Source organism: Mycobacterium sp. E3247 (genome assembly GCF_001667785.1).
Lineage (GTDB): Bacteria > Actinomycetota > Actinomycetes > Mycobacteriales > Mycobacteriaceae > Mycobacterium.
This window is the reverse complement of the sequence record NZ_LZJG01000256.1, coordinates 1-20,028: the sequence shown is the minus strand read 5'-3', so window position 1 is coordinate 20,028 and position 20,028 is coordinate 1. Positions and strand designations below refer to the sequence as shown.

General features: G+C 71.9%; 18 protein-coding genes. 8 read left to right on the top strand and 10 right to left on the bottom strand.

The genetic code is table 11. From position 1 onward, the window contains the following. Positions 1–331 (top strand): sensor domain-containing protein (locus A9X04_RS14255; protein WP_197509167.1); only part of this gene is annotated, 331 nt, incomplete at its 5' end. 3 nt (positions 332–334) lie between these two features. Here A9X04_RS14255 and nudC read toward each other — a convergent pair. The 4 genes from nudC to A9X04_RS14235 all read right to left on the bottom strand — a co-directional run bounded on the left by nudC (position 335) and on the right by A9X04_RS14235 (position 8,840). Then, positions 335–1,267 (bottom strand): NAD(+) diphosphatase, encoded by a 933-nt coding sequence (gene nudC, locus A9X04_RS14250; RefSeq protein ID WP_067921357.1) that lies wholly within the window; start codon positions 1,265–1,267, stop codon positions 335–337. Beyond that, entirely contained in the window at positions 1,267–2,337 is a 1,071-nt protein-coding gene (locus tag A9X04_RS14245) for a TrkA family potassium uptake protein (RefSeq protein WP_067921355.1), read from the bottom strand. The genes nudC and A9X04_RS14245 overlap by 1 nt, the downstream gene beginning before the upstream one ends. Positions 2,338–2,427: 90 nt before the next feature. Then, positions 2,428–5,736, bottom strand: a complete 3,309-nt coding sequence (locus A9X04_RS14240) for an ATP-dependent helicase (protein ID WP_369828960.1) — start codon at positions 5,734–5,736, stop codon at positions 2,428–2,430. Beyond that, positions 5,703–8,840, bottom strand: a complete 3,138-nt coding sequence (locus A9X04_RS14235) for an ATP-dependent DNA helicase (protein ID WP_067921353.1) — start codon at positions 8,838–8,840, stop codon at positions 5,703–5,705. The genes A9X04_RS14240 and A9X04_RS14235 overlap by 34 nt, the downstream gene beginning before the upstream one ends. Before the next feature lie 110 nt (positions 8,841–8,950). Between A9X04_RS14235 and A9X04_RS14230 the strand changes: the two genes are divergently transcribed. The 3 genes from A9X04_RS14230 to A9X04_RS14220 are packed head-to-tail and all read left to right on the top strand — an operon-like array spanning position 8,951 to position 10,285. Next, a complete protein-coding gene (locus A9X04_RS14230; RefSeq protein WP_067921351.1) occupies positions 8,951–9,154 on the top strand; it encodes a hypothetical protein in 204 nt (67 codons plus the stop codon). A gap of 40 nt (positions 9,155–9,194) precedes the next feature. Further along, the gene (locus A9X04_RS14225; RefSeq protein WP_067921349.1) at positions 9,195–9,980 is read left to right on the top strand and encodes an alpha/beta fold hydrolase; all 786 of its coding nucleotides are present in this window, start codon (positions 9,195–9,197) and stop codon (positions 9,978–9,980) included. 2 nt (positions 9,981–9,982) lie between these two features. After that, positions 9,983–10,285 (top strand): MGMT family protein, encoded by a 303-nt coding sequence (locus tag A9X04_RS14220; protein WP_067921347.1) that lies wholly within the window; start codon positions 9,983–9,985, stop codon positions 10,283–10,285. On the opposite strand, the gene A9X04_RS14215 is transcribed toward A9X04_RS14220, so the two are convergent. The 3 genes from A9X04_RS14215 to A9X04_RS14205 form a co-directional block, all read right to left on the bottom strand. Next, a complete protein-coding gene (locus tag A9X04_RS14215; protein ID WP_067921345.1) occupies positions 10,282–11,136 on the bottom strand; it encodes a TIGR02569 family protein in 855 nt (284 codons plus the stop codon). The genes A9X04_RS14220 and A9X04_RS14215 overlap by 4 nt on opposite strands. Before the next feature lie 203 nt (positions 11,137–11,339). Next, a complete protein-coding gene (gene moeZ, locus A9X04_RS14210; protein ID WP_067921343.1) occupies positions 11,340–12,527 on the bottom strand; it encodes an adenylyltransferase/sulfurtransferase MoeZ in 1,188 nt (395 codons plus the stop codon). 93 nt (positions 12,528–12,620) lie between these two features. After that, positions 12,621–13,655 carry a DUF3152 domain-containing protein gene (locus A9X04_RS14205; protein ID WP_231985727.1) on the bottom strand — a complete coding sequence of 345 codons (1,035 nt, stop codon included), beginning with the start codon at positions 13,653–13,655 and terminating at the stop codon, positions 12,621–12,623. A 201-nt stretch (positions 13,656–13,856) separates the two neighbouring features. On the opposite strand from A9X04_RS14205, the gene A9X04_RS14200 reads away from it, so the two are divergent. Next, on the top strand, positions 13,857–14,543 hold the full coding sequence (locus tag A9X04_RS14200) for a TetR/AcrR family transcriptional regulator (protein WP_067921339.1): 687 nt from the start codon (positions 13,857–13,859) through the stop codon (positions 14,541–14,543). On the opposite strand, the gene A9X04_RS14195 is transcribed toward A9X04_RS14200, so the two are convergent. Continuing rightward, positions 14,530–14,799, bottom strand: a complete 270-nt coding sequence (locus A9X04_RS14195; protein WP_067921359.1) for a DUF3107 domain-containing protein — start codon at positions 14,797–14,799, stop codon at positions 14,530–14,532. The genes A9X04_RS14200 and A9X04_RS14195 overlap by 14 nt on opposite strands. Before the next feature lie 206 nt (positions 14,800–15,005). Between A9X04_RS14195 and A9X04_RS14190 the strand changes: the two genes are divergently transcribed. Beyond that, a complete protein-coding gene (locus tag A9X04_RS14190) occupies positions 15,006–15,728 on the top strand; it encodes an MmpS family transport accessory protein (protein ID WP_067921337.1) in 723 nt (240 codons plus the stop codon). Positions 15,729–15,900: 172 nt separating this feature from the next. Here A9X04_RS14190 and A9X04_RS14185 read toward each other — a convergent pair whose 3' ends face one another. After that, complete coding sequence (locus A9X04_RS14185; RefSeq protein WP_067921335.1) at positions 15,901–16,620, bottom strand: ferritin-like fold-containing protein; 720 nt, start codon at positions 16,618–16,620, stop codon at positions 15,901–15,903. Positions 16,621–16,869: 249 nt separating this feature from the next. Between A9X04_RS14185 and A9X04_RS14180 the strand changes: the two genes are divergently transcribed. After that, positions 16,870–18,366, top strand: coding sequence for a DEAD/DEAH box helicase (locus tag A9X04_RS14180; RefSeq protein ID WP_067921332.1), 1,497 nt, complete (start codon positions 16,870–16,872; stop codon positions 18,364–18,366). A 15-nt stretch (positions 18,367–18,381) separates the two neighbouring features. Further along, entirely contained in the window at positions 18,382–19,602 is a 1,221-nt protein-coding gene (locus tag A9X04_RS14175; RefSeq protein ID WP_067921329.1) for a hypothetical protein, read from the top strand. A gap of 60 nt (positions 19,603–19,662) precedes the next feature. Here A9X04_RS14175 and A9X04_RS14170 read toward each other — a convergent pair. After that, positions 19,663–20,028 (bottom strand): ParA family protein (locus tag A9X04_RS14170; RefSeq protein WP_197509166.1); only part of this gene is annotated, 366 nt, incomplete at its 5' end.

The window sequence follows — 20,028 nt, the reverse complement described above, 5'->3', positions numbered from 1 at the left end:
CGGCTCGACCGACGACCTGAGGCCCGGCGGCATCGCCCCGATCAACGAGATCACCAACACCGTCGCCGTCTATCCCGACGCGACCGCCGCGCGCGGAGCGCTCAACCAGCTGAACGCGACACTGGACCAGTGCGTTTCGCTGCATCACACCGGCTACGACTTCGTCCTGAACAAGCCGGACACGCAGACGCTCAAGCTCAGCTCCGACGGGTGGATTCACCTGTACACGGTGAAGTCTTCGGTGCTGGTGTCCGTCGGCGTGCTCGGCATCGAACCCACCGAGCAGGTCGCCGACAGGGTCCTGCAGACGGTGACCGACCGCATCAAGTAGGGGTCAGTCGATCGCGGCCCAGGACTCGATGATCACCCGCGCGATCGAGATCGACCCCGGCAGCAGCAACTTCGACTCCGCCGAACTGGACCAGTCGCCGGCCGCCAGCGCCGCGCGCACCTCGTCGCGGGTGAACCAGGCCGCCTCGGCGATCTCGCCGTCGTTGAACGAGAAGTCCTCCGCAGGGTCCGCGACGGCGTGGAAGCCGACCATCAGCGAGCGGGGAAACGGCCACGGCTGGCTGCCCAGGTAACGCACGTCGCTCACGGACAGGCCGATTTCCTCGCGGATCTCGCGCGCGACGCAGACCTCGAACGATTCACCGGCCTCGACGAATCCGGCCAGCAGCGAGAACATCCGCTCCGGCCACACCGCCTGGCGGGCCAGCACCGCGCGGTCACCGCCGTCGTGGACCAGGCAGATCACCGCCGGGTCGATGCGCGGGAACTCCTCGTGACCGGTGACGGGGTTGACTCGCGCCCAGCCCGCCCGCGCCGGCCTGGTCGGTGAACCGTCCACAGAGCTGTACCGGGCGGAGTCATGCCAATTGAGCAGCGCGAGCGCCGACGACACCAGCTGGCTGCTGGTGTCGTCCAGGATGGAGCCGAGCCCGCGCAGGTTCACCACCTCGGCGCGCACGTCCGGGTCCTCGGGCGCCTCCAGCGCGCCGCGGACGGCCCACACGTGCCGGTCGTTGCCGATGCGGCCCAGGAACACCGCATCCGGTGGCGGCGTGTCGCCCAGCCGGGCCGCGGCGCCGAGCACCACCCGGCCGTCGGCGACCAGGACCTGGCTGCGCGAATCCACCCGCAGCAGCGCCGCGTCGGCCCACCCGGCGGCGGCCGCCTCGACGTCGGTGCGCAGTTGGTCGGCGCGGTCGGCACCGACACGCGACAGCAACGGGACGTTGTGCAGCTGAAAGTCCGCGATCGCCATCAGTGCCCGGCCTGCCGGATGTAGAGCAGCCGGTCGTTGGCCTCCACGGCGTCCACCTCGGGCGCCCCGATGCGCAGCAGCTGGCCGTCGCGCACCACGCCGAGCACGATGTCGCGCAGATGCCGCGGGGAGCCGCCGACCTCGGCCGGCTCCACCTCCCGCTCGGCGATCGCCAGCCCGACGTCGGGGGTCAGCAGGTCCTCGATCATCTGCACGACGCTGGGCGTGGTCGTGGCCAGGCCGAGGAGGCGCCCGGCGGTCGCCGAGGACACCACCACCGAGTCCGCGCCCGATTGCTGCAGCAGGTGCTGGTTTTCGGCCTCCCGGATGGACGCCACGATCTTGGCGTTGGGCGCGATCTCCCGCGCGGTCAACGTCACCAGCACCGCGGTGTCGTCGCGGCTGGTGGCCACGATGATCGAGGCCGCGTGTTGCGCGCCGGCCAGCCGCAGCACGTCGGCCTTGGTGGCGTCGCCGTGCACGGTGACCAGCCCGGCGCTGGCGGCGTGCTCGAGGGTGGTCCGATCGGTATCGACGACGACGACGTCGCCCTGGGCGGCCTCGTCACCGAGGATGGCGGCGACCGCCGTCTTCCCCTTGGTGCCGTAGCCGATCACGATCGTGTGGTTGCGCACTCTGCTCCTCCAACGCTGAATCTTCCACCCTTGCCGGGACCGCTCGGAGAGCACTTCCAAGGTCGTACCGACCAACACGGCCAGGAAGGCGATCCGCAGCGCCGTGAAGATCAGGGTGTGCACCAAGCGCGCGGTTTCGGTGTACGGGGTGATGTCGCCGTAGCCGGTCGTCGAGAGCGACACCGCCGAGAAGTACAGGCAGTCCAGGAATGTCAGCGGCTGGCCCCGCACATCGCGGTACCCGTTGCGGTCCGCGTAGACGATGACGGCCGCGGCGAACAACACCACCAAGGCGATGGCCACCCGGCGGGTGATGACGCGGATGGGGCTGGCGTGCTCCTCGGGGATGCGCACCACGCCGACCAACTGATGGCCTCGCTGGGCGGACAGCGTCTCTTCCAGACTGCTCAGTTGCCGGGACTTACCGTTGCGCACGGCGGTCCGTGATCGGCTCGACGCCAGCGCAGGAGACACGCACGCCTCAATGAAACCACGATCCCGCCCCCGGTACTCGGGCAGCGCGGGTCACCCGGGACCGGCCACCAACCCGGCCAGTTCGTCGGGAGCGGGCAGATCGTCGGGAGCGATCGTGGTGCGGGCGCGCACGTAATAGAAGGCCGTCCGCACCGACGATTCCGCAACACCCGACAACGCGGCCCACGCCAAGCGGTAGACGGCGAGCTGGACGGCGGCCTGCCGCATGGCCTCCGGTCCGTGCGGCGGTTCGCCGGTCTTCCAGTCCACGACCGTGGCGCCGCCGTCGGGGTCGGCGAACACCGCGTCGATGCGGCCCCGCACCAGAGTGGCGCCGATCGGCATCTCGAACGGCACCTCCACGGCGATCGGGGTGCGCGCCGCCCACGGCGATTCGGCGAACGCGGCCTGCAACCCGGCCAATTCCCGGGTATCGCCCACGCCGGAGTCCGCCGCGCCCGGCAGGTCGGCGAGATCGAACAGGCACTCGGCGCCGTAGAACTGCTGAACCCAGGCGTGAAATGCGTTGCCCAGCAACGCATGCTGATCCGGGCGGGCCGGCAGCCGATGCCTCAGACGCCGCACCGCGCCCGCAGGGTCTCGCGCCAGGTCCACCAGGCCGCTCACCGACAGCTGGCTGGGCAACGCCCCGGCGGGCGGTGCGGCCAACCGCGCACGCTCGGCCAGTAGCGCGTCGACGTCGGTGGCCCAACCCTCGATGTCGGCACCCCGCTCTCCCCCGTCGCCCGACATCGCACGGGTGACCAACGCCGCGCCGCGCTCGACATCGATGCGCCGGGCGGCCAGCGGGTCGGCGGGCCAGACGGCCTCGAGAGTGTTGCCGCGCAACGGGTTCCGGTCACCGTCGGCGGGCGCGGGCGCCCACCGGTCCACCACCCCGCAGGGCTCGCCGGCCGCGGCCGAACGGTCGATGACCTCCTTGATCTCGCACAGGAAGTCCGACGGGCCGCGCGGTTTGATCCCGGTGGCACCCCAATGGTGACCCGACACCAACAGGGTGTCCTCGGCCCGCGTGATGGCGACATACAGCAGTCGGCGCTCCTCGTCGACGCGCCGCTGTTCGAGCTGGCGGCGATGCTCGGAGATCTTGTCGGACAGCTGCTTTCGATTGGTGACGTCGGTGATGTCCAGCACCGGGATGCCGAGTGCGCCCGCCGAGGCGCGGTCGCCCCGCAACAGGGGTGGCAGCTCGGCCGCGTCGGTGAGCCAGGAGCTCCTGGAGGCGGTCGACGGGAAGACGCCGCCCGACAGGTGCGCCACCGCCACCAGCTGCCACTCCAGCCCCTTGGCGGAGTGCACCGTGAGCACCTGGACGCGGTCACGCGCGGCCACCACCGGGGCGGGCGGCAACCCGTTCTCGACCGACTCCGCCACGTCCAGAAAGGCCAGCAGCCCCGACACCGATGTCGTTGCGCAACGGTCCGGTCCGCCGGCGGCGTCGGCCCGCTCGGCGTAGCCGGCGACGACGTCGGCGAACGCGTCGAGGTGTTCGGTGCCGGTCCAGCCCGCGTTCGCGCCCGCCGCGGCACGGACCTCGCAATCGACGCCCAGCACCCGGCGCACCTCGGCGACCAGGTCCGGCAGCGAATGGCCCAGGTGGCCGCGGAGGGCGCGCAACTCGGCGGCCAGCGCGGCGACACGCCGATATCCCGCGGCCGAATACGCTTCGGCCGGGCCGGGATCGGCGAGGGCATCGGCCAGGCACGCGGCGTCGGCGTCCGGGCCCGCGGCCATCGCGATCGATTCCGGCGCGGCGGCCGCACCCGCGCTCGGGGCGTCGGCGAGTTGGCGGGCGCGCCGCCAGAGCGCGGCGATGTCCCGGCCCCCGAGGCGCCAGCGCGGGCCCGTGAGCACCCGCATCGCCGCCGCGCCCGCGGTCGGGTCGGCGACCAGCCGCAGCATCGCCACGACGTCGGCGACCTCGGGGACCGAGAGCAGCCCCGCCAGTCCGACCACCTCGACCGGGACTCCCCGGGCGCGCAGGGCATCGGCGATCGGAGCGGCGTCGGCGTTGCGGCGCACCAGAACCGCGGCGGTCGGCGGGCTCACGCCGTCGGCCCGGGCCGCCCGGTACCGCGCGGCGACCTCGTCGGCGATCCACTCCCGTTCGGACTGCACATCGGCGAGCAATGCGCAGCGGACGGTCCCGGGCGGGGCGTCCGGGCGCGGCCGCAGGGCATGGACGGCGACCGATCTGCGGCGCGCCTCCGCCGAAATGGCGTTGGCCAGCTGCAGGGTCCGCGGCGGGTTGCGCCAGCTCGTCCGCAGCTCCAGAACCGGCGCCGGGTTGCCGTCGGAGAGGGGGAAGTCGGTGGTGAAGCGCGGCAGGTTGGTCGCCGAGGCGCCGCGCCAGCCGTAGATCGACTGGATCGGGTCGCCGACGGCGGTCAGCGCCAGCCCGTCGTCGGCGCCACCGCCGAACAGCGCCGACAGGGCGACCCGCTGGGCCTGCCCGGTGTCCTGGTATTCGTCGAGCAGCACCACCCGGTAGCGGCCCCGCAGGTCCTCGCCCACCTGCGGGAAGTTCGCCGCCAGCCGCGCCGCGCAGGCCATCTGCACGCCGAAGTCCATGGTCTTCGCGGCGCGCATGCGCTCGTGCAGCGCGTCGAGCAGCGGCACCAGCTCGGCGCGCTGGGTCTGGGTGGCCAGCAGCCGCAGCAGCCATTGGCTGGGCCCCCGCTCACGCTGATAGGGACCCGCCGGCAGGGTGTGGATCAGCCGCTCCAGCTCCAGATGGGTATCGCCGAGCTGGCGGGTGTCCACCAGATGTTCGGCCAGTTGCCCCCACAACCGCAGCACCATCGACGTCACCGCGGCGGGGGTCTTGTCGGTATGCAGCTGGCCCCGGTACCCGCTCACGACGTCGAAGGCCAGCTGCCACAGCTCGGTCTCGCCGAGCAGCCGGGTGTCCGGCTCGATGGGCAGCAACAACCCGTAGTCGCGGATCAGCGAACCCGCGAAGGCGTGGTAGGTGCTGACCGTCGGCACACCCGCCGGTTCCTCGGGAGCCGCTCCGTCGGGGCCCAACCCGACGCCGGCCAACCGGGCCAGCCGGGACCGCACCCGGCGCAGCAGCTGGCCGGCGGCCTTGCGGGTGAACGTCAGCCCCAGCACCTGGCCGGGCTCGGCGTAGCCGTTGGCGACCAGCCACACCACCCGCGCGGCCATGGTCTCGGTCTTTCCCGCGCCGGCGCCGGCGATGACGACCAGCGGACCGGGCGGTGCCGCGATGACGGCAGCCTGCTCCTCGGTGGGTGGGAAAAGCCCTAGCGCGCAAGCTAATTGGGCGGGGCTGTAGCGCGCGTTCACTGCGCCGCCCCGTCGGCGTGGGCCGGGCACGAGGGCCGCACGGGGCAGTGCGAGCACCCGTCGTTGCGCCGGGCGACGAACCGGGGCCCGGCGGTCGCCTCGGCCGCGCGCCGCACCAGCCGGCGCCATTCGTCGCGGGCGGCCGGCGTCAGCGGATCCTGTTCGCGCTCGGTGGCGCCCGAGGCCCCGGCCTTGCCGAGGTACACCAGCCGCGCGCCGCCCGGTTCGGAATCGGCCGGCTCCCCGGTCACAATTCCCTCGGCCACGGCCAGCTGATACATCGCCAGCTGGGCGTGTTGTTGGGCATCGTCTTTGCTGACCGGCGTCTTGCCGGTCTTGATGTCGACGATCACCAGGCGGCCGGCGGCGTCGCGCTCCAGCCGGTCGACCCGTCCGTGCAGCCGGACCTCGCCCCCGCCATCGGCGGACGCGCCGAGGGTTCCGTCAATCTCGACTTCGACGCCGACCTCGGTCAGCTCGCCCCGGGTCCGCGCCCGCCATTCGACGAAGGCCTCGATCATCGCGCGGTGGCGCTCCAGCTCGTTGGCCGAATGCCAGTCGGCCTCGAACGGCAGATGCCGCCACGCGCGGTCCAGCTCGGCCAGCAACTCGGTTGCACTCCGCTGCGGCTCGGCGACCAGGGCGTGCAGCACCGAACCGATGGTGGAGCGCAGATCACGCGGGTTGGTTCCACCATGCCGTTCGGCCAGCCAGCGCAGCGGGCAGTCGTTGAGCATCTGCAGGGTCGACGGGGTCAACGTGACCGCCTCGCCGTCGCCACGCAGCGGTTCGCTGGTGCTGACCGGGACCAGCCCGTGCCAGGCCGCCGGCTCGGCGCCCGGGACACCGGCCCGGGCCAGTCGCGCCAGTTCCCTCGCTGCGCAGGCGCGCTCGGCGTCGTCGACGGCGCCGTCCGGTGCGCACACGACAGCTCGCAGCCGGCCGACCAGCGCGGCGGCGGACAGCACCCGGGGCGCCGAGACGGGTTCCGCGGCCGCGGCGTCGCCGCCGTCGTCTGCCCACCGGGCGAGTTCGTCGCAGAACGCGGACGGCAGCGCGGCCTCGCAGTCCGCTCCGCCGGTGTCGCTGTCCACGGCCGTCACCAGCAAGCGGCGGCGGGCCCGGCCCATGGCCACCACCAGCAGGCGCCGTTCCTCGGCCAAAAGGGGCGCCCGCACCGACGCGTCGCCGGTGACGCCGTCAAGCACGTCCAGCAACCGCTGGGTGCCCAGCACGCCGCCGCGCGGAGCGGTGTTGGGCCACAACCCCTCTTGCAGCCCCGCGATCACCACCAGGTCCCATTCGTGACCCAATGCGGCGTGCGCGCTGAGCACCCGCACCTGGTCCACGGTCGAGACCGGCTCCTGGTTCACGCCGGGCAGGTGCAGCGCGGCGACGTGCTCGACGAGGCCGCGCAGCGACGCGCCCGACGTGCGGGAAACGTATTGATCGGTGATGTCGAACAGCGCGGTCACCGCCTCCAGGTCGCGGGTGGCCTGCGCGCCGGCGGGTCCGCCGCGTTCGGCGGCCGCCAGCCAGCGCTGCTGCAAGCCGGAGCGCTGCCAGGTGGCCCACAGGGTGTAGCGCGGGTCTTGGCCCGCACGATGGCAGCGCGCGGCGGCGTCCAGAACGGCGCGGACGCGATGCACCGGGCGGAACTGCCGGCCCGGCGGCGGCGCGTCAGCGCAGAGCGCGCCGGCCAGCAGGTCCGCGGCGTCGTCCGGGGCCGGGTTGGAGCGTTGCAGTGTTCGGCGCAGCTGCCGCAGCGAGACCGGGTCGACGCGACCGATGGGACCGGTCAACAGGGCGAGCGCGCGTTCGCCATCGAGCCCGTCGGCGGTGGCCGACAGGACGGTGAGCAGCGCCCGGGCCGCGGGCTCGTCGGACAGCGGTCCGCTTGCGGTGGGCGCGGCCACCGGCACCCCCGCGGCGGCCAACGCGCGCGGCAACCGGCTGCCGGCCCGCGGCACCGAGCGGACGATGACCGCCATCTGCGACCACGGCACGCCGTCGACCAGGTGCGCGCGCCGCAGCGTGTCGGCGATCATCGCCGCCTCCGCGTGCGCCGACGCGGCCAGGCGCACCGTGACCGATCCCTCCTCGGGCCCGGTGCCCTCGATCCGGCGGCCCCCGCTGCCGCCGGGCAGCCGGCGCGCGACGCCGCTGACGGCCCGCGCCACCGCCGGCGCGCAGCGGTGCGAGGCCGTCAGCGTCACCGACGGTGCATCGCCCTCCAGCAGCCCGGTGGATTCACCGCCACGGAAGCCGAACACCGCCTGGTTGGGATCGCCGGCGATCAACGCCAGCTCGGCGCCGGCCGCGAGCACCCGGACCAGGCGGGCCGCCTGCGGGTCGAGTTGCTGGGCGTCGTCGACCAACAAGACCCGCACCCGCGCCCGCTCGGTGGCCAGCAGCTCGGGGTCGACGGCGAAGGCCTCCAGGGCGGCGCCCACCAGCTCGGCGGCGCCCAGGGCGGGCGTCGTCGCCTGGGGGGCCGCCGTTCCCACCGCCGCCCGCAGCAGCATCACCTGCTCGTACTGCCGGGCGAACCGGCCGGCGGCCGCCCATTCCGGTCGCCGGTGACGACGGCCCAGGCGCTCCAGCTCCTGCGGGTCCACTCCGCGTTCGGCGCAGCGCGCCAACATGTTTCGCAGCTCGGTAGCGAAGCCCGCGGTGGTCAGCGCGGGGTGTAGATGGGCGGGCCACGCCGTCGCCCCGCGCGGGCCGTCCTCGAGGTCGCCGGCGAGCAACTCCCTGATGATGGCGTCCTGTTCGGCGCTGGTGACCAGCCGAGGGGGCGCATCGCCGGCCCGCTCGGCGGCCCGCCGCAAGACCGCGTACGCGTAACCGTGCACCGTGCGCACCAACGGTTCTCGGACGGCGGTCCGGCAGGGGCCGGTGGCCCGGGGCCGCAGCAACGCCGTCGTCAACGTGGCGCGCGCCGTCGTCCCCAGCCGGCCTGAACCGGTAAGCAGCAGAACCGATTGCGGGTCCAGGCCGGCGTCGATCTGAGCGACCGCGGCATCGACCAGCAGGCTGCTCTTGCCGGTGCCGGGCCCGCCCAGCACCCGGACCGGCCCGCGCGCACCGGGCAGCAGCAGAGCCCGCGCCTCGCTGTCCCAGGTGTACGACATGGCTGCATGCAATCACCAGGGTCTGACAAGTCGGTCCAACCCGAACCGCCGGCGGCCCCTACGCTGGAGTCCGCGAACAGCCCGACCAACGGTCAGGAAGGTAGGTAATCGTGACAGACGTCGAACGCGGCTTTCCCAGCGACGAAGCGCCCGAGGGCGACGCCGCGGAACAGCTGCAGCCCGTCGACTTCGATGACGAGGCCGGCTTGGACACCGAATATCTGACCACCGCCGACCGCGAGGCGAACGAGGCCGACGTGATCGAGCAGGCCTACGTCGTCCCCACCGACGACGAGTGGGAGGACGGGCGCTGAGCCCGCGAGCGGCCGTGTCCACGGCCGGCGCGGTCGACCGGTGACCGCCGACCTCCACGTACACCGTTACGGGCCGCCCGGTCCGGTGCGCGTGCTGGCGCTGCACGGGTTGACCGGCCACGGGCAGCGCTGGCAGCAGCTGGCCGGCCTGCTGCCCGAAATCGCCTTCGCCGCACCGGATCTGATCGGCCACGGCAGGTCGTCGTGGGACGCGCCGTGGAGCATCGACGCCAACGTCGCCGCGATGGCCGCGCTGCTCGACGACGTGGCCGAGGCGCCGGTGCTGGTGGTGGGGCACTCCTTCGGCGGCGGGCTCGCCATGCAGCTGGCCGCGACGCGGCCGGACCTCGTTGCCGCGCTGCTGCTCCTCGACCCGGCGGTCGGGCTGGACGGCGCGTGGATGCGCGAGATCGCCGACGCGATGTTGTCCTCGCCCGACTACCCCGACGCCGGGGAGGCGCGCCTGGAAAAGCTGCACGGCTCCTGGTCGGATGTGGACCCCGCCCTGCTCGACGCCGAGATCGACGAGCACCTGATCGAGCTGCCGGGCGGCCGGTACGGCTGGCGCGTCAGCCTGCCGGCGATGATGGCGTACTGGAGCGAGCTGGCTCGCGACATCGTGTTCCCGCCGGCCGGGACGGCGACGGTGCTGGTGCGGGCCAAGCGCACGTCGCCGCCGTACGTCGGCGACCAGTTGATCACCGGCCTGCAGGACCGGTTGGGATCGGGGTTCCGGCTGCTGGACTTCGACTGCAACCACATGGTGCCCTACGCGGCGCCGGCGGAGGTGGCGGCGCTGACGCGCGAGCTGCTGGGAGCCGGCTGATCGTGGCGCCGGTGACCGACGAGCAGATCGAGCGGGTGCGCGCGCTGGTCGCGGCGATACCGTCCGGCAGGGTCGCGACCTACGGCGACATCGCCGACGTCGCAGGGCTTTCCAGCCCGCGCATCGTCGGGTGGATCATGCGGACCGACTCCTCGGATTTGCCGTGGCACCGGGTGATCACCGCCTCGGGGCGCCCGGCGCGTCACCTGACCACCCGGCAGCTGGAGCTACTGCGCGCCGAGGGCGTTCTGGCCACCGACGGCAGGATCGCGCTGCGCGAAATCCGTCACGACTTCGGTCGCTAGAGAACCAGCCGGACCAGCGCCGCGGTGCGGGCCAGCCCGGGGAACGCCTCGGCCGTCGACCGCGGATGCAACGCATGGACCGCGAGCCGGAACATCAAGGCGCGCAACAACATCTGCGGCCATTCCGGCAACGCGTTCCAGCGCTCGATGAGTCCGTCGTCGGCCTCACCCCAGGAGAGGGCGTCGACGACGACGACACCGGCCGCCCAGGACGCGGGCCGCCAGTAGGGGGTGATGTCGGTGATGCCCGGGGCCGCGGTGCCGACGAAAAGCACTGTGCCGTAAAGGTCTCCGTGCACCACCTGGTTCGGGCTCTTGGTCGGCCGGCGCAAGGTGGCCAGCTGGTTGATCAGCTCCACCGACCGCTGGGCGTCGGCCGTCGGCGGAGCGGTCCGGGCGCCCGGGGGCACGGAGGCCAGCGGCCGTTCCTCCCAGGCGGCGCGGTCGGCGGCGATGAAGATGTCGACGTCGCCCCACGGCGCGGTGGGCCCCTGGGTCAGGAATCGGGGGCGTTCCAGTTTGCCGGTGGCCTCGTGCAGGCGTACCGCCGCCGAGACCACCTCGTCATGGCGGGGCTCGGGCGTTCCGGCGACGAAGGTGTCCGCCCGCCACCCGGAAACCACGTATCGGCCGTCCGTCGAGCGGACCGGGCGGGCCAGCCGAACCCCGTCGACGAACAGCGTCTCCCGCACCCGGGCCGACCAGGCCGCCCTGGCGTGGTCGGCTACCAGTGACAGGACGACTTCGCCGCAGCGCCAGCCGCCCTCCCAGCTAGCGCCCAGATAGACGGGCTGCACACCGGTCAAACCAAACGCCGCCAGCACATGCTCCGGCGGTGGCTCGACATTCACACGGGAAGCTTAGACGAGGGGACCTGCGGCGATCGCGAGCGCGGCGAAGCCGGGCGCGGCGGGTCGCCGCCCAAAAGCACTGCGGCGATCGCGAGCGCGGCGAAGCCGGGCGCGGCGGGTCGCCGCCCAAAAGCACTGCGGCGATCGCGAGCGCGGCGAAGCCGGGCGCGGCGGGTCGCCGCCAATAAGCACGCCGTATCGGGTCAGTACATGACCATGTCGGGTTGCATCTGCTGCGCCCACGCCACAATGCCGCCCTGCAGATGCACCGCGTCGGAGAATCCGGCCTTACGCACCGCCGCCAGGGCCGCGGCCGACCGCACACCCGTCTTGCAGTACAGCACCGGCATCCGGTCCTGCGGCAGCTTTGCCAGACCGTCACCGGAATCGATCGAGGACTGCGGGATCAACTGGGCCCCGTCGATGTGGTTGATCTCCCATTCGACCGGCTCGCGGACGTCGATCAGCGCCAGCTTCCTGCCCGAATCCAGCAGCTCCCGCAGTTCCCGCGGGGTGATGGCGGAGCCGGCGACGGGCGAACCGACGTCGCCGGCCGCCGCGCCGCAATACTGCTCGTAGTCGATCAACTCGGTGACCTTCGGCGCCGCAGGGTCCTTGCGGATCGCAATGGTGCGGTAGGACATTTCCAGCGCGTCGTAGAGCATCAACCGGCCCAGCAGCGACTCTCCGAGCCCGGTGATGAGTTTGATCGCCTCGGTGCTCATCACCGATGCGACCGAGGCGCACACGATGCCCAGCACGCCCCCCTCCGCGCACGACGGCACCGTGCCGGGCGGCGGCGGTTCGGGGTAGAGGTCGCGGTAGTTGAGGCCCCGACCGCCGGGCGCATCCTCCCAGAACACCGAGACCTGACCCTCGAACCGGTAGATCGACCCCCACACGTACGGCCTGCCGGCCAGCACGGCGGCGTCGTTGACCAGGTACCGGGTGGCGAAGTTGTCGGTGCCGTCCACGATCAGGTCGTACTGCGCGAACAGGTCGACGGCGTTGCTCGAGTCCAGCCGGAACTCGTGCAGGCGCACCCGGACCAGCGGGTTGATCGCGGCGATCGACTCCCGCGCGGATTGGGCCTTGGACCGCCCGACGTCGGCCACGCCGTGGATGATCTGGCGCTGCAGGTTGGACTCGTCGACGACGTCGAAATCCACGATGCCGATCGTTCCGACGCCGGCCGCGGCCAGGTACAGCAGCGCCGGCGCGCCGAGCCCGCCGGCGCCGATCACCAGCACCCGGGCGTTCTTGAGCCGCTTCTGCCCGTCCACGCCCAGGTCGGGAATGATCAGATGGCGGCTGTAGCGGGCCACCTCATCGCGGGTCAGCTCCCCCGCCGGCTCCACGAGAGGCGGCAGTGCGGTCTGGGATGTCGACACGCCCGAACATCTCCTCGGTCTCGATCTGCGGTTCGTCGTCCACAACCATCACACCAGCCGCAGAAGTGCACGGCAATGAATTCAACTCACCGGTCAGGCGATCGGGAACGGCCAGGGGTTGAATCGGCAGGTCTTCCCGTCGGCCTTGACGAAATCCGGGTCGAACTGGGCGGCATCGTCGTTCGACGTGGAGAACGTCTGCTGCATCATCACCGGCGCCAAAGCGCCCTGCTGCTCGCAGGGTTCGTGGCGCACGTACCCGATGGCGTGGCCGACCTCGTGGTTGATCACGTACTGGCGATACGAACCGACGTCGCCCTCGAAGGGGACGGCCCCGCGCACCCAGCGCGCCTCGTTGATGAAGACCCGCGACTGCCGGTCCTTGCCGAACGACGGGTTGTAGCAGGACGTCTCAAGGCGAAATTCGTAGCCGCAGCCCTCCCGGACCGTCACCGGGGACACCAGGGAGATCCGGAAGTCGGGGTTTCCGCCATTGGTTCCGTCGATCCGGATGAACGCGAATTGCGGGTTGTGGGTCCAGCCCTTCGGGTTGGCCAGCGTCTGGTCGACCATCTCGGCGAACGCGGTGTCGCCGCCGAACATGGTCTCGTCGACGCCGTTCTCCACCTCGACGGTGTAGTGAAACACCTTGACGGTGCCCTGGCCGATCTGCGGCGTCGTGCCGGGCACCACGTGCCATGTCTTGTCGCCCGCCTCGGTGAACGGGCCGCCGTCCGGCAGCGTCCCGGCGGGCAGGTTCGCGTCGAACGCCGCGAGTCCGCGTGGCGGCGCGTCGATGATCGACGTGCCCACCGCGCCGATCGCCTGCGGGCTCTGGATGGGCTGATTGGCTGCCGGCTTCCTGGCGCTGGTGCCGGTGATCGTCTGGTAGACCACCAGCACGGTCACCACCGCCAGAACGGGCAGCGCGTACGCGCGCCAACCGTAGGTGGACACGAACCGTCCCAGCCAGGTCTGTTTGCGCCACTGCCGCGGCCGCTCCCGGTCGGCCCTTGCCCGTCCGGCGTCGCGGGCGACCGGGTCGCGCAGGGCGCGAAGCGGTTCCCGCCACTCGTCCCGCAGCACCGGCACGCGACCGGTGCCGCGCGAAGGCCGCTGGGACGTCATTTCCCCAGGATTACACAGTCGGCCGGTACGGCCGTCCTTGGCGCGCCCGAATGCGCCGGGCGACACCGCTTTCTGCCTGCGACGACGGCGGCGACGACAACGGCGGGCATGGCTCGGGTAGTAATGTCTCTCGCAACGAGCCGCGCGCGGCTGGCCCACTGGTGCCGGCGGCCGGTTGCCGACACATCAGATGAGGACTCGATGAGCGAACTCGCCAAACCCGCGGCGCGGCGTGCCGTCAAGTCGGCCGACCGCGGTCGGCCCGGGGACGGCATCGCGGCCTCGAGCCGACGCGGCAACCGGTTGCCCCGGGACGAGCGCCGGGGCCAGCTGCTCATCGTGGCCAGCGATGTGTTCGTCGACCGCGGCTATCACGCCGCCGGCATGGACGAGATCGCCGAGCGCGCCGGGGTCAGCAAACCGGTTTTGTATCAACACTTTTCGAGCAAACTCGAGCTCTACCTGGCGGTGCTCGCCCGGCACGTCGAGAACCTGGTCTCCGGCGTGCAGCAGGCGTTGAACACCACCACCGACAACCGCAGGCGGTTGCACGCGGCGGTCCAGGCGTTCTTCGACTTCATCGAGCACGACAGCCAGGGTTACCGCCTGATCTTCGAGAACGACTACGTCACCGAACCCGAGGTGGCCGCGCAGGTGCGGGTCGCCACCGAGTCGTGCATCGACGCGGTGTTCGCGTTGATCAGCGCGGACTCGGGCCTGGACCCGCACCGCGCCCGGATGATCGCGGTGGGGCTGGTCGGCATCAGCGTCGACTGCGCCCGCTACTGGCTGGACTCCGACCGCCCGATCTCCAAGGCGGACGCCGTCGAGGGCACGGTCCAGTTCGCCTGGGGCGGGCTGTCACACGTGCCGCTTACTCGCCTTTAGCGCCCTTCCCGGTGAGTTTGCCGACTTCGGCGCCGATACCGAAGCCGACCCGGCGCGAGTCGGCCGGCCCGATCTCGACATAGGCGATCTTGCTGGTGTGCACCAGGAAGCGGCGGCCCCGCTCGTCGTTCAGCCTCAGCAGGCCCGGCCCCTCGCTCAGCGCCGCGCTGACCAGCTCTTCGACTTCGGCCGGCGTCTGCGCGCTGGAGAGCACCAGCTCGCGCGGACTGTCCGTAATACCGATCTTGACCTCCACGGTCACCCCTTCCGTAGGTATTGAAGTCGACAGACCTGTCAGCTGCAGGCTAGTGGACGCGGCGGGCCGGCATCCCCGACGGTCCCCGCCACGCGGTTCGCGGCGGGCGAAGCCCCGGTCGCGGGCGGATAACGATTCGCTTCCAGCTGTGTGCACTGCGGGGTTCGACGGCCGATCCGTGCTTTCACATCGCTAACTTCGACACCATGGGTACCACACTGGCCGATCTCGACAGGGTGCGGGACTACCCCGACGACGAGACCGATGAGCTCTACGAAGCCGACGCCTACCCCGAGGGCGACTACACCTGGACCGGCTGGCCGGCCGAGTTGCGCTGGCGCCCGGCCACGGCGATCCTGGGCGCCGTGGTGGCCGTCGGCGCGATCGCGACCGCCGTCATCATCAACAGCGGCGACAGCGCCTCGACCAAGGCCACCCTGGCGCCGGCGCCCCAGCCGGTGACGTCCGCGCCGGCGACCACGAAGAGCTCGGCCGCGCCCAGCGCGCAGCCCAGCCCCTCGCGCACGGCCCAGTTGCCGCCCGAAACGTTCACCACGGTGACCCCGCCGCCCAGCGCATCACCCAGCCTCGCGCCCACCGGAACGCCGACCGCCACGCCGCCCCTGACGCTGACGCCCCCGCCGTCGGCCGCGCTGAACCCGCGCACCGTCGTCTACAGCGTCACCGGCACCAAGCAGCTGCTGGACCTGGTCAACATCGTCTACACCGATGGGCAGGGCTACTCCCAGACCGAGTTCAACGTGTCGCTGCCGTGGACCAAGGCGGTGATCCTGAATCCCGGCGTGCAGAACCCGTCGGTGGTCGCGACCAGCTTCTACGGGCGGCTCAACTGCTCGATCGTCAACGCCTCGGGGCAACTGGTGGCCGCGTCGGCCAACAACTCGAGCCTGGCGACCTGCGCGCGCTGAGTCCGATGGCCGTAACCCGCTGCGCCCGACTGCACCGCGCTTGCGATCACGGCTCAGTCCGATCGCCGTGACCCGCTGCGCCCCGCTTGCACCGCGCTTGCGATCACCGCTCAGTCCGATGGCCGTGACCCGCTGCGCCCGACTGCACCGCGCTTGCGATCACGGCTGAGCGTCAGCTCAGACCCAGTTCACGCATTCGCCGGTCGTGCGTCTGCTGCAGCCGGTCGAAGAAGGCGCTGAGCTGGCCCAGGCTGCCGGTGCCCGTCACGACCAGGTCGACCAGCTCGTCATGGTCGGCCAGCAGGTACTGCGCCTGCGTGATCGCCTCACCGAACAGGCGACGCGACCACAGCGCCAGCCGGCTGCGCTGCTTGCCGCTGGCGGTCACCGCGGCGCGCACCTCGGCGACGACGAACTGCGAATGCCCGGTCTCCGACAGCGCCGCCCGCACCACGCCGGCGATCTCGTCGGGCAGCCCGTCGGCGATCTCCAGGTACAGATCGGCGGCCAGCGCGTCGCCGACATAGGTCTTGACCAACGCCTCCAGCCACGTGCTGGGCATCGTCAGCCGGTGGTAGTTCTCCAGCGCCGAGACGTACTTCGACATCGCCGACACCACGTCGACCCCGCGGGCCTCCAGGGCGTCGCGCAGCAGCTCGTAGTGCTGCATCTCGGCGGCGGCCATGCTCGCCATCGAGATCCGTCCGCGCAGGTTGGGGGCCATCCGAGCCTCGTCGGTCAGCCGATAGAACGCGGCGATCTCGCCGTACGCCAGGACCGCGAACAACTCGTTGACGCCCGGGTGGTCGGCCGGCAGGCGAGGGGCGGGCGGACCGTCCCCTCGGTCGGCTTCCAGGTCGGCTTCGGAGGGCTGCCAAGAGGGCCGGGTCATGGCAACACTGTAGTCGGCGGACCTGGCGCAAAATGGGGCCAGCTGTCGACCGGCTATCATGTATGGAGATAGCGGCTGTGTTTCCGCAATAAGAGCCGCTATCGGCGAAATGTGCGTGCACAGCTGGCCCGCCCCGAGCAGGGCCGGCGACTCGGCGACGTATTCGGAGTCGGAACTCGTGCGCGCGTGACCGCGACAGAGAAACACCGACACAAACCGATATGTCACCGAAAGGCGTACTACCCACGCATGAGCACACTGACCAGCACAACTGAATTGACCTTTGCCAACCTCGGCGTCCGCGACGAAATCGTGCGCGCCCTCGCGGAAAAGGGCATCGAGCGGCCCTTCGCGATCCAGGAGTTGACCCTGCCGCTGGCGCTCGCCGGCGACGACCTTATCGGCCAGGCGCGCACCGGCATGGGCAAGACGTTCGGCTTCGGCGTCCCGCTGCTGCAGCGCATCACCGCCCAGGCCGCGACGCGCCCGCTCAACGGGACGCCACGCGCCCTGATCGTGGTGCCGACGCGCGAGCTCTGCGTGCAGGTCACCGAGGACCTGGCCACCGCGGCCAAGTACCTGACCGCCGAGGACGGCCGACGGCTGGCGGTCATCTCCATCTACGGCGGGCGTGCCTACGAGCCCCAGATCGACGCGCTGCGCGCCGGCGCCGACGTCGTGGTGGGCACCCCCGGCCGACTGCTCGACCTGGCCCAGCAGGGCCACCTGCAGCTCGGCGGGCTCTCGGTGCTGGTGCTCGACGAGGCCGACGAGATGCTCGACCTGGGCTTCCTGCCCGACATCGAGCGCATCCTGCGCCAGATCCCCTCCGACCGGCAGTCGATGCTGTTCTCGGCGACCATGCCGGGGCCCATCATCACGCTGGCCCGCACGTTCATGAAGCAGCCCACCCACATCCGGGCGGAGGCACCGCATTCGTCGGCGGTGCACGACAAGACCGAGCAGTTCGTCTACCGCGCCCACGCCCTGGACAAGATCGAGCTGGTCAGCCGCGTGCTGCAGGCCGAGGGCCGCGGCGCCACCATGATCTTCACCCGCACCAAGCGCACCGCCCAGAAGGTCGCCGACGAGCTGGCCGAGCGGGGCTTCAAGGTCGGCGCCGTGCACGGCGACCTGAACCAGGTCGCCCGGGAGAAGGCGCTCAAGGCATTCCGGTCCGGAGATATCGACGTGCTGGTCGCCACCGACGTGGCCGCGCGCGGTATCGACATCGACGACGTCACGCACGTCATCAACTACCAGATCCCCGAGGACGAGCAGGCCTACGTGCACCGGATCGGCCGTACCGGCCGCGCCGGCAAGACCGGCGTCGCGGTCACCCTGGTGGACTGGGACGAGCTGCCCCGCTGGTCGACGATCGACAAGGCCCTGGGGCTGAACTGCCCCGAACCCGCCGAGACCTACTCGAGCTCCCCGCACCTCTACGAAGAACTGGGTATCCCCGCCGAGACGACCGGCACCGTCGGCGCGCCCAAGAAGCCGCAGGGCCCACGGCGCAACACCGAGCGTGACGGCCAGAAGGCCGAGCGGTCCGGGCGCGCCCGTTCCGGCGCGCCGCGGCGGCGCACCCGCGGCGGCCAGCCCGTCACCGGGCACCCCGGCGGGAACGCCGCTGCCGACGCCACCAGCGGCGAAGCCGCCGCCGAGGGGTCCGGCAACACCGGGACCAGCCGGCGTCGGCGTCGGCGCCGCAAGCCCGCCGAAGCCGGCGCGCACGCCAACTAGGCCGCGCGCCCACGGATGGTCAGACCCGAACGCCGCACCAAGGGCGACATCTTGGCCGCCGCGGCGATCGCGGTCGTGGTCGCCGCCGTCGCCTCGCTGATCTGGTGGACCAGCGACGCCCGGGCCACCATCAGCCGCCCGGCCGCTGTCGCCGCGGCCAACCAGAATCCCGCCCGGCAGGTGCCGGCCACGCTCAAGGAGCTGTGGACCGCGCCCAGTCCGGCCACCACCGCACCGGTGGCGGTCGGCGGCACGGTGATCACCGGCGACGGCCACCGGGTCGACGGGCGCGACCCCCGGTCCGGGCTGTCTCGCTGGAGCTACCAGCGCGACAGCGACCTGTGCGGGGTCTCCTGGGTCTACCACTTCGCCGTCGCCGTCTACCGCGACGACCGTGGATGCGGCCAGGTGAGCACGCTCGACGGTTCCACGGGCCGCCGCGGGCCCGCCCGCAGCGGCTACGCCGACCCGCGCGTGCGGCTGTCCTCCGACGGCACCACCGTGCTGTCGGCCGGCGACACTCGGGTGGAACTGTGGCGCTCGGACATGGTCCGGATGGTGGCCTACGGCGAGACCGACGCGCGGGTGAAGCCCCCGACGCGCGGGCTGCACTCCGGCTGCAGGCTGGTCTCGGCGGCGGCCAGCTCGTCGGCCGTGTCGGTGCTGGAGAGCTGCGTGAACCAGGCCGACCTGCGGCTGGTGCTGCTGCGGCCCGGCAAGGACGACGACGAACCCCAGCAGCGCGTCGTCGCCGAACCCGGGATCACGGCGGACTCGGGCGCCCGGGTGCTGGCCGTCTGGGAGAGCAACACGGCGGTGTATCTGCCCGCCCCGCAGCCGCGGGTGGACGTGGTCGACGAAACAGGCACCACCGTGTCGAGCACCCTGCTGCCCAAGCCGCCGTCCGGCCCGGGGGCGGTTTCGCACGCGGGCAGCCTGATCACCTGGTGGACGGGCGATTCGGTGATGGCTTTCGAGACGGGCAACCTGACGCTGCGCTACACCATCGCCGCCGGCGCGACGACCGCGCCGTTGGGGCCGGGCGCGATGATGGCGGGCCGGCTGCTGGTGCCCGTCACCGGCGCGATCGGGGTCTACGACCCCGTCAGTGGCGCCAACGAGCGCTACATCCCGGTGAACAGGGCGCCGGGCCAGCCCGGACGCGCGGTCGTCCCGGCCGTCGCGGGATCCCAGGTGTTCGAGCAGCGGGGCGACGCCGTGGTGGCCCTGGGCTGATATCGCGGGTGCGCTCGCCGACGGCGCACAATCAAAGCCGCAGGCGCACAACCGCGCCCGCTAGACCTCGACGGCGAACGTCGGCAGCGGCTTGCCGGTCTTCCAGTGCTTGAGCAACGCCTTCGCCAGGTCGGCGTAGGCCGACGCGCCCTTGTTCTTGCGCCCCGACATCACCGAGGAGCCCGAGGCGCTGGCCTCGGCGAAACGCACCGTCCGCGGGATCGGCGGGGCCAGCACCGGCAGGTTGTAGCGGTCGGCGACGTCCAGCAACACGTCGCGGGTATGAGTGGTCCGCGAGTCGTACAACGTCGGCAACGCGCCGAGCAACCGAAGATCCGGGTTGGTGATCTGCTGGACGTCGGCGACCGTGCGCAGGAACTGGCCGACGCCGCGGTGCGCGAGCGTCTCGCACTGCAGCGGCACTAT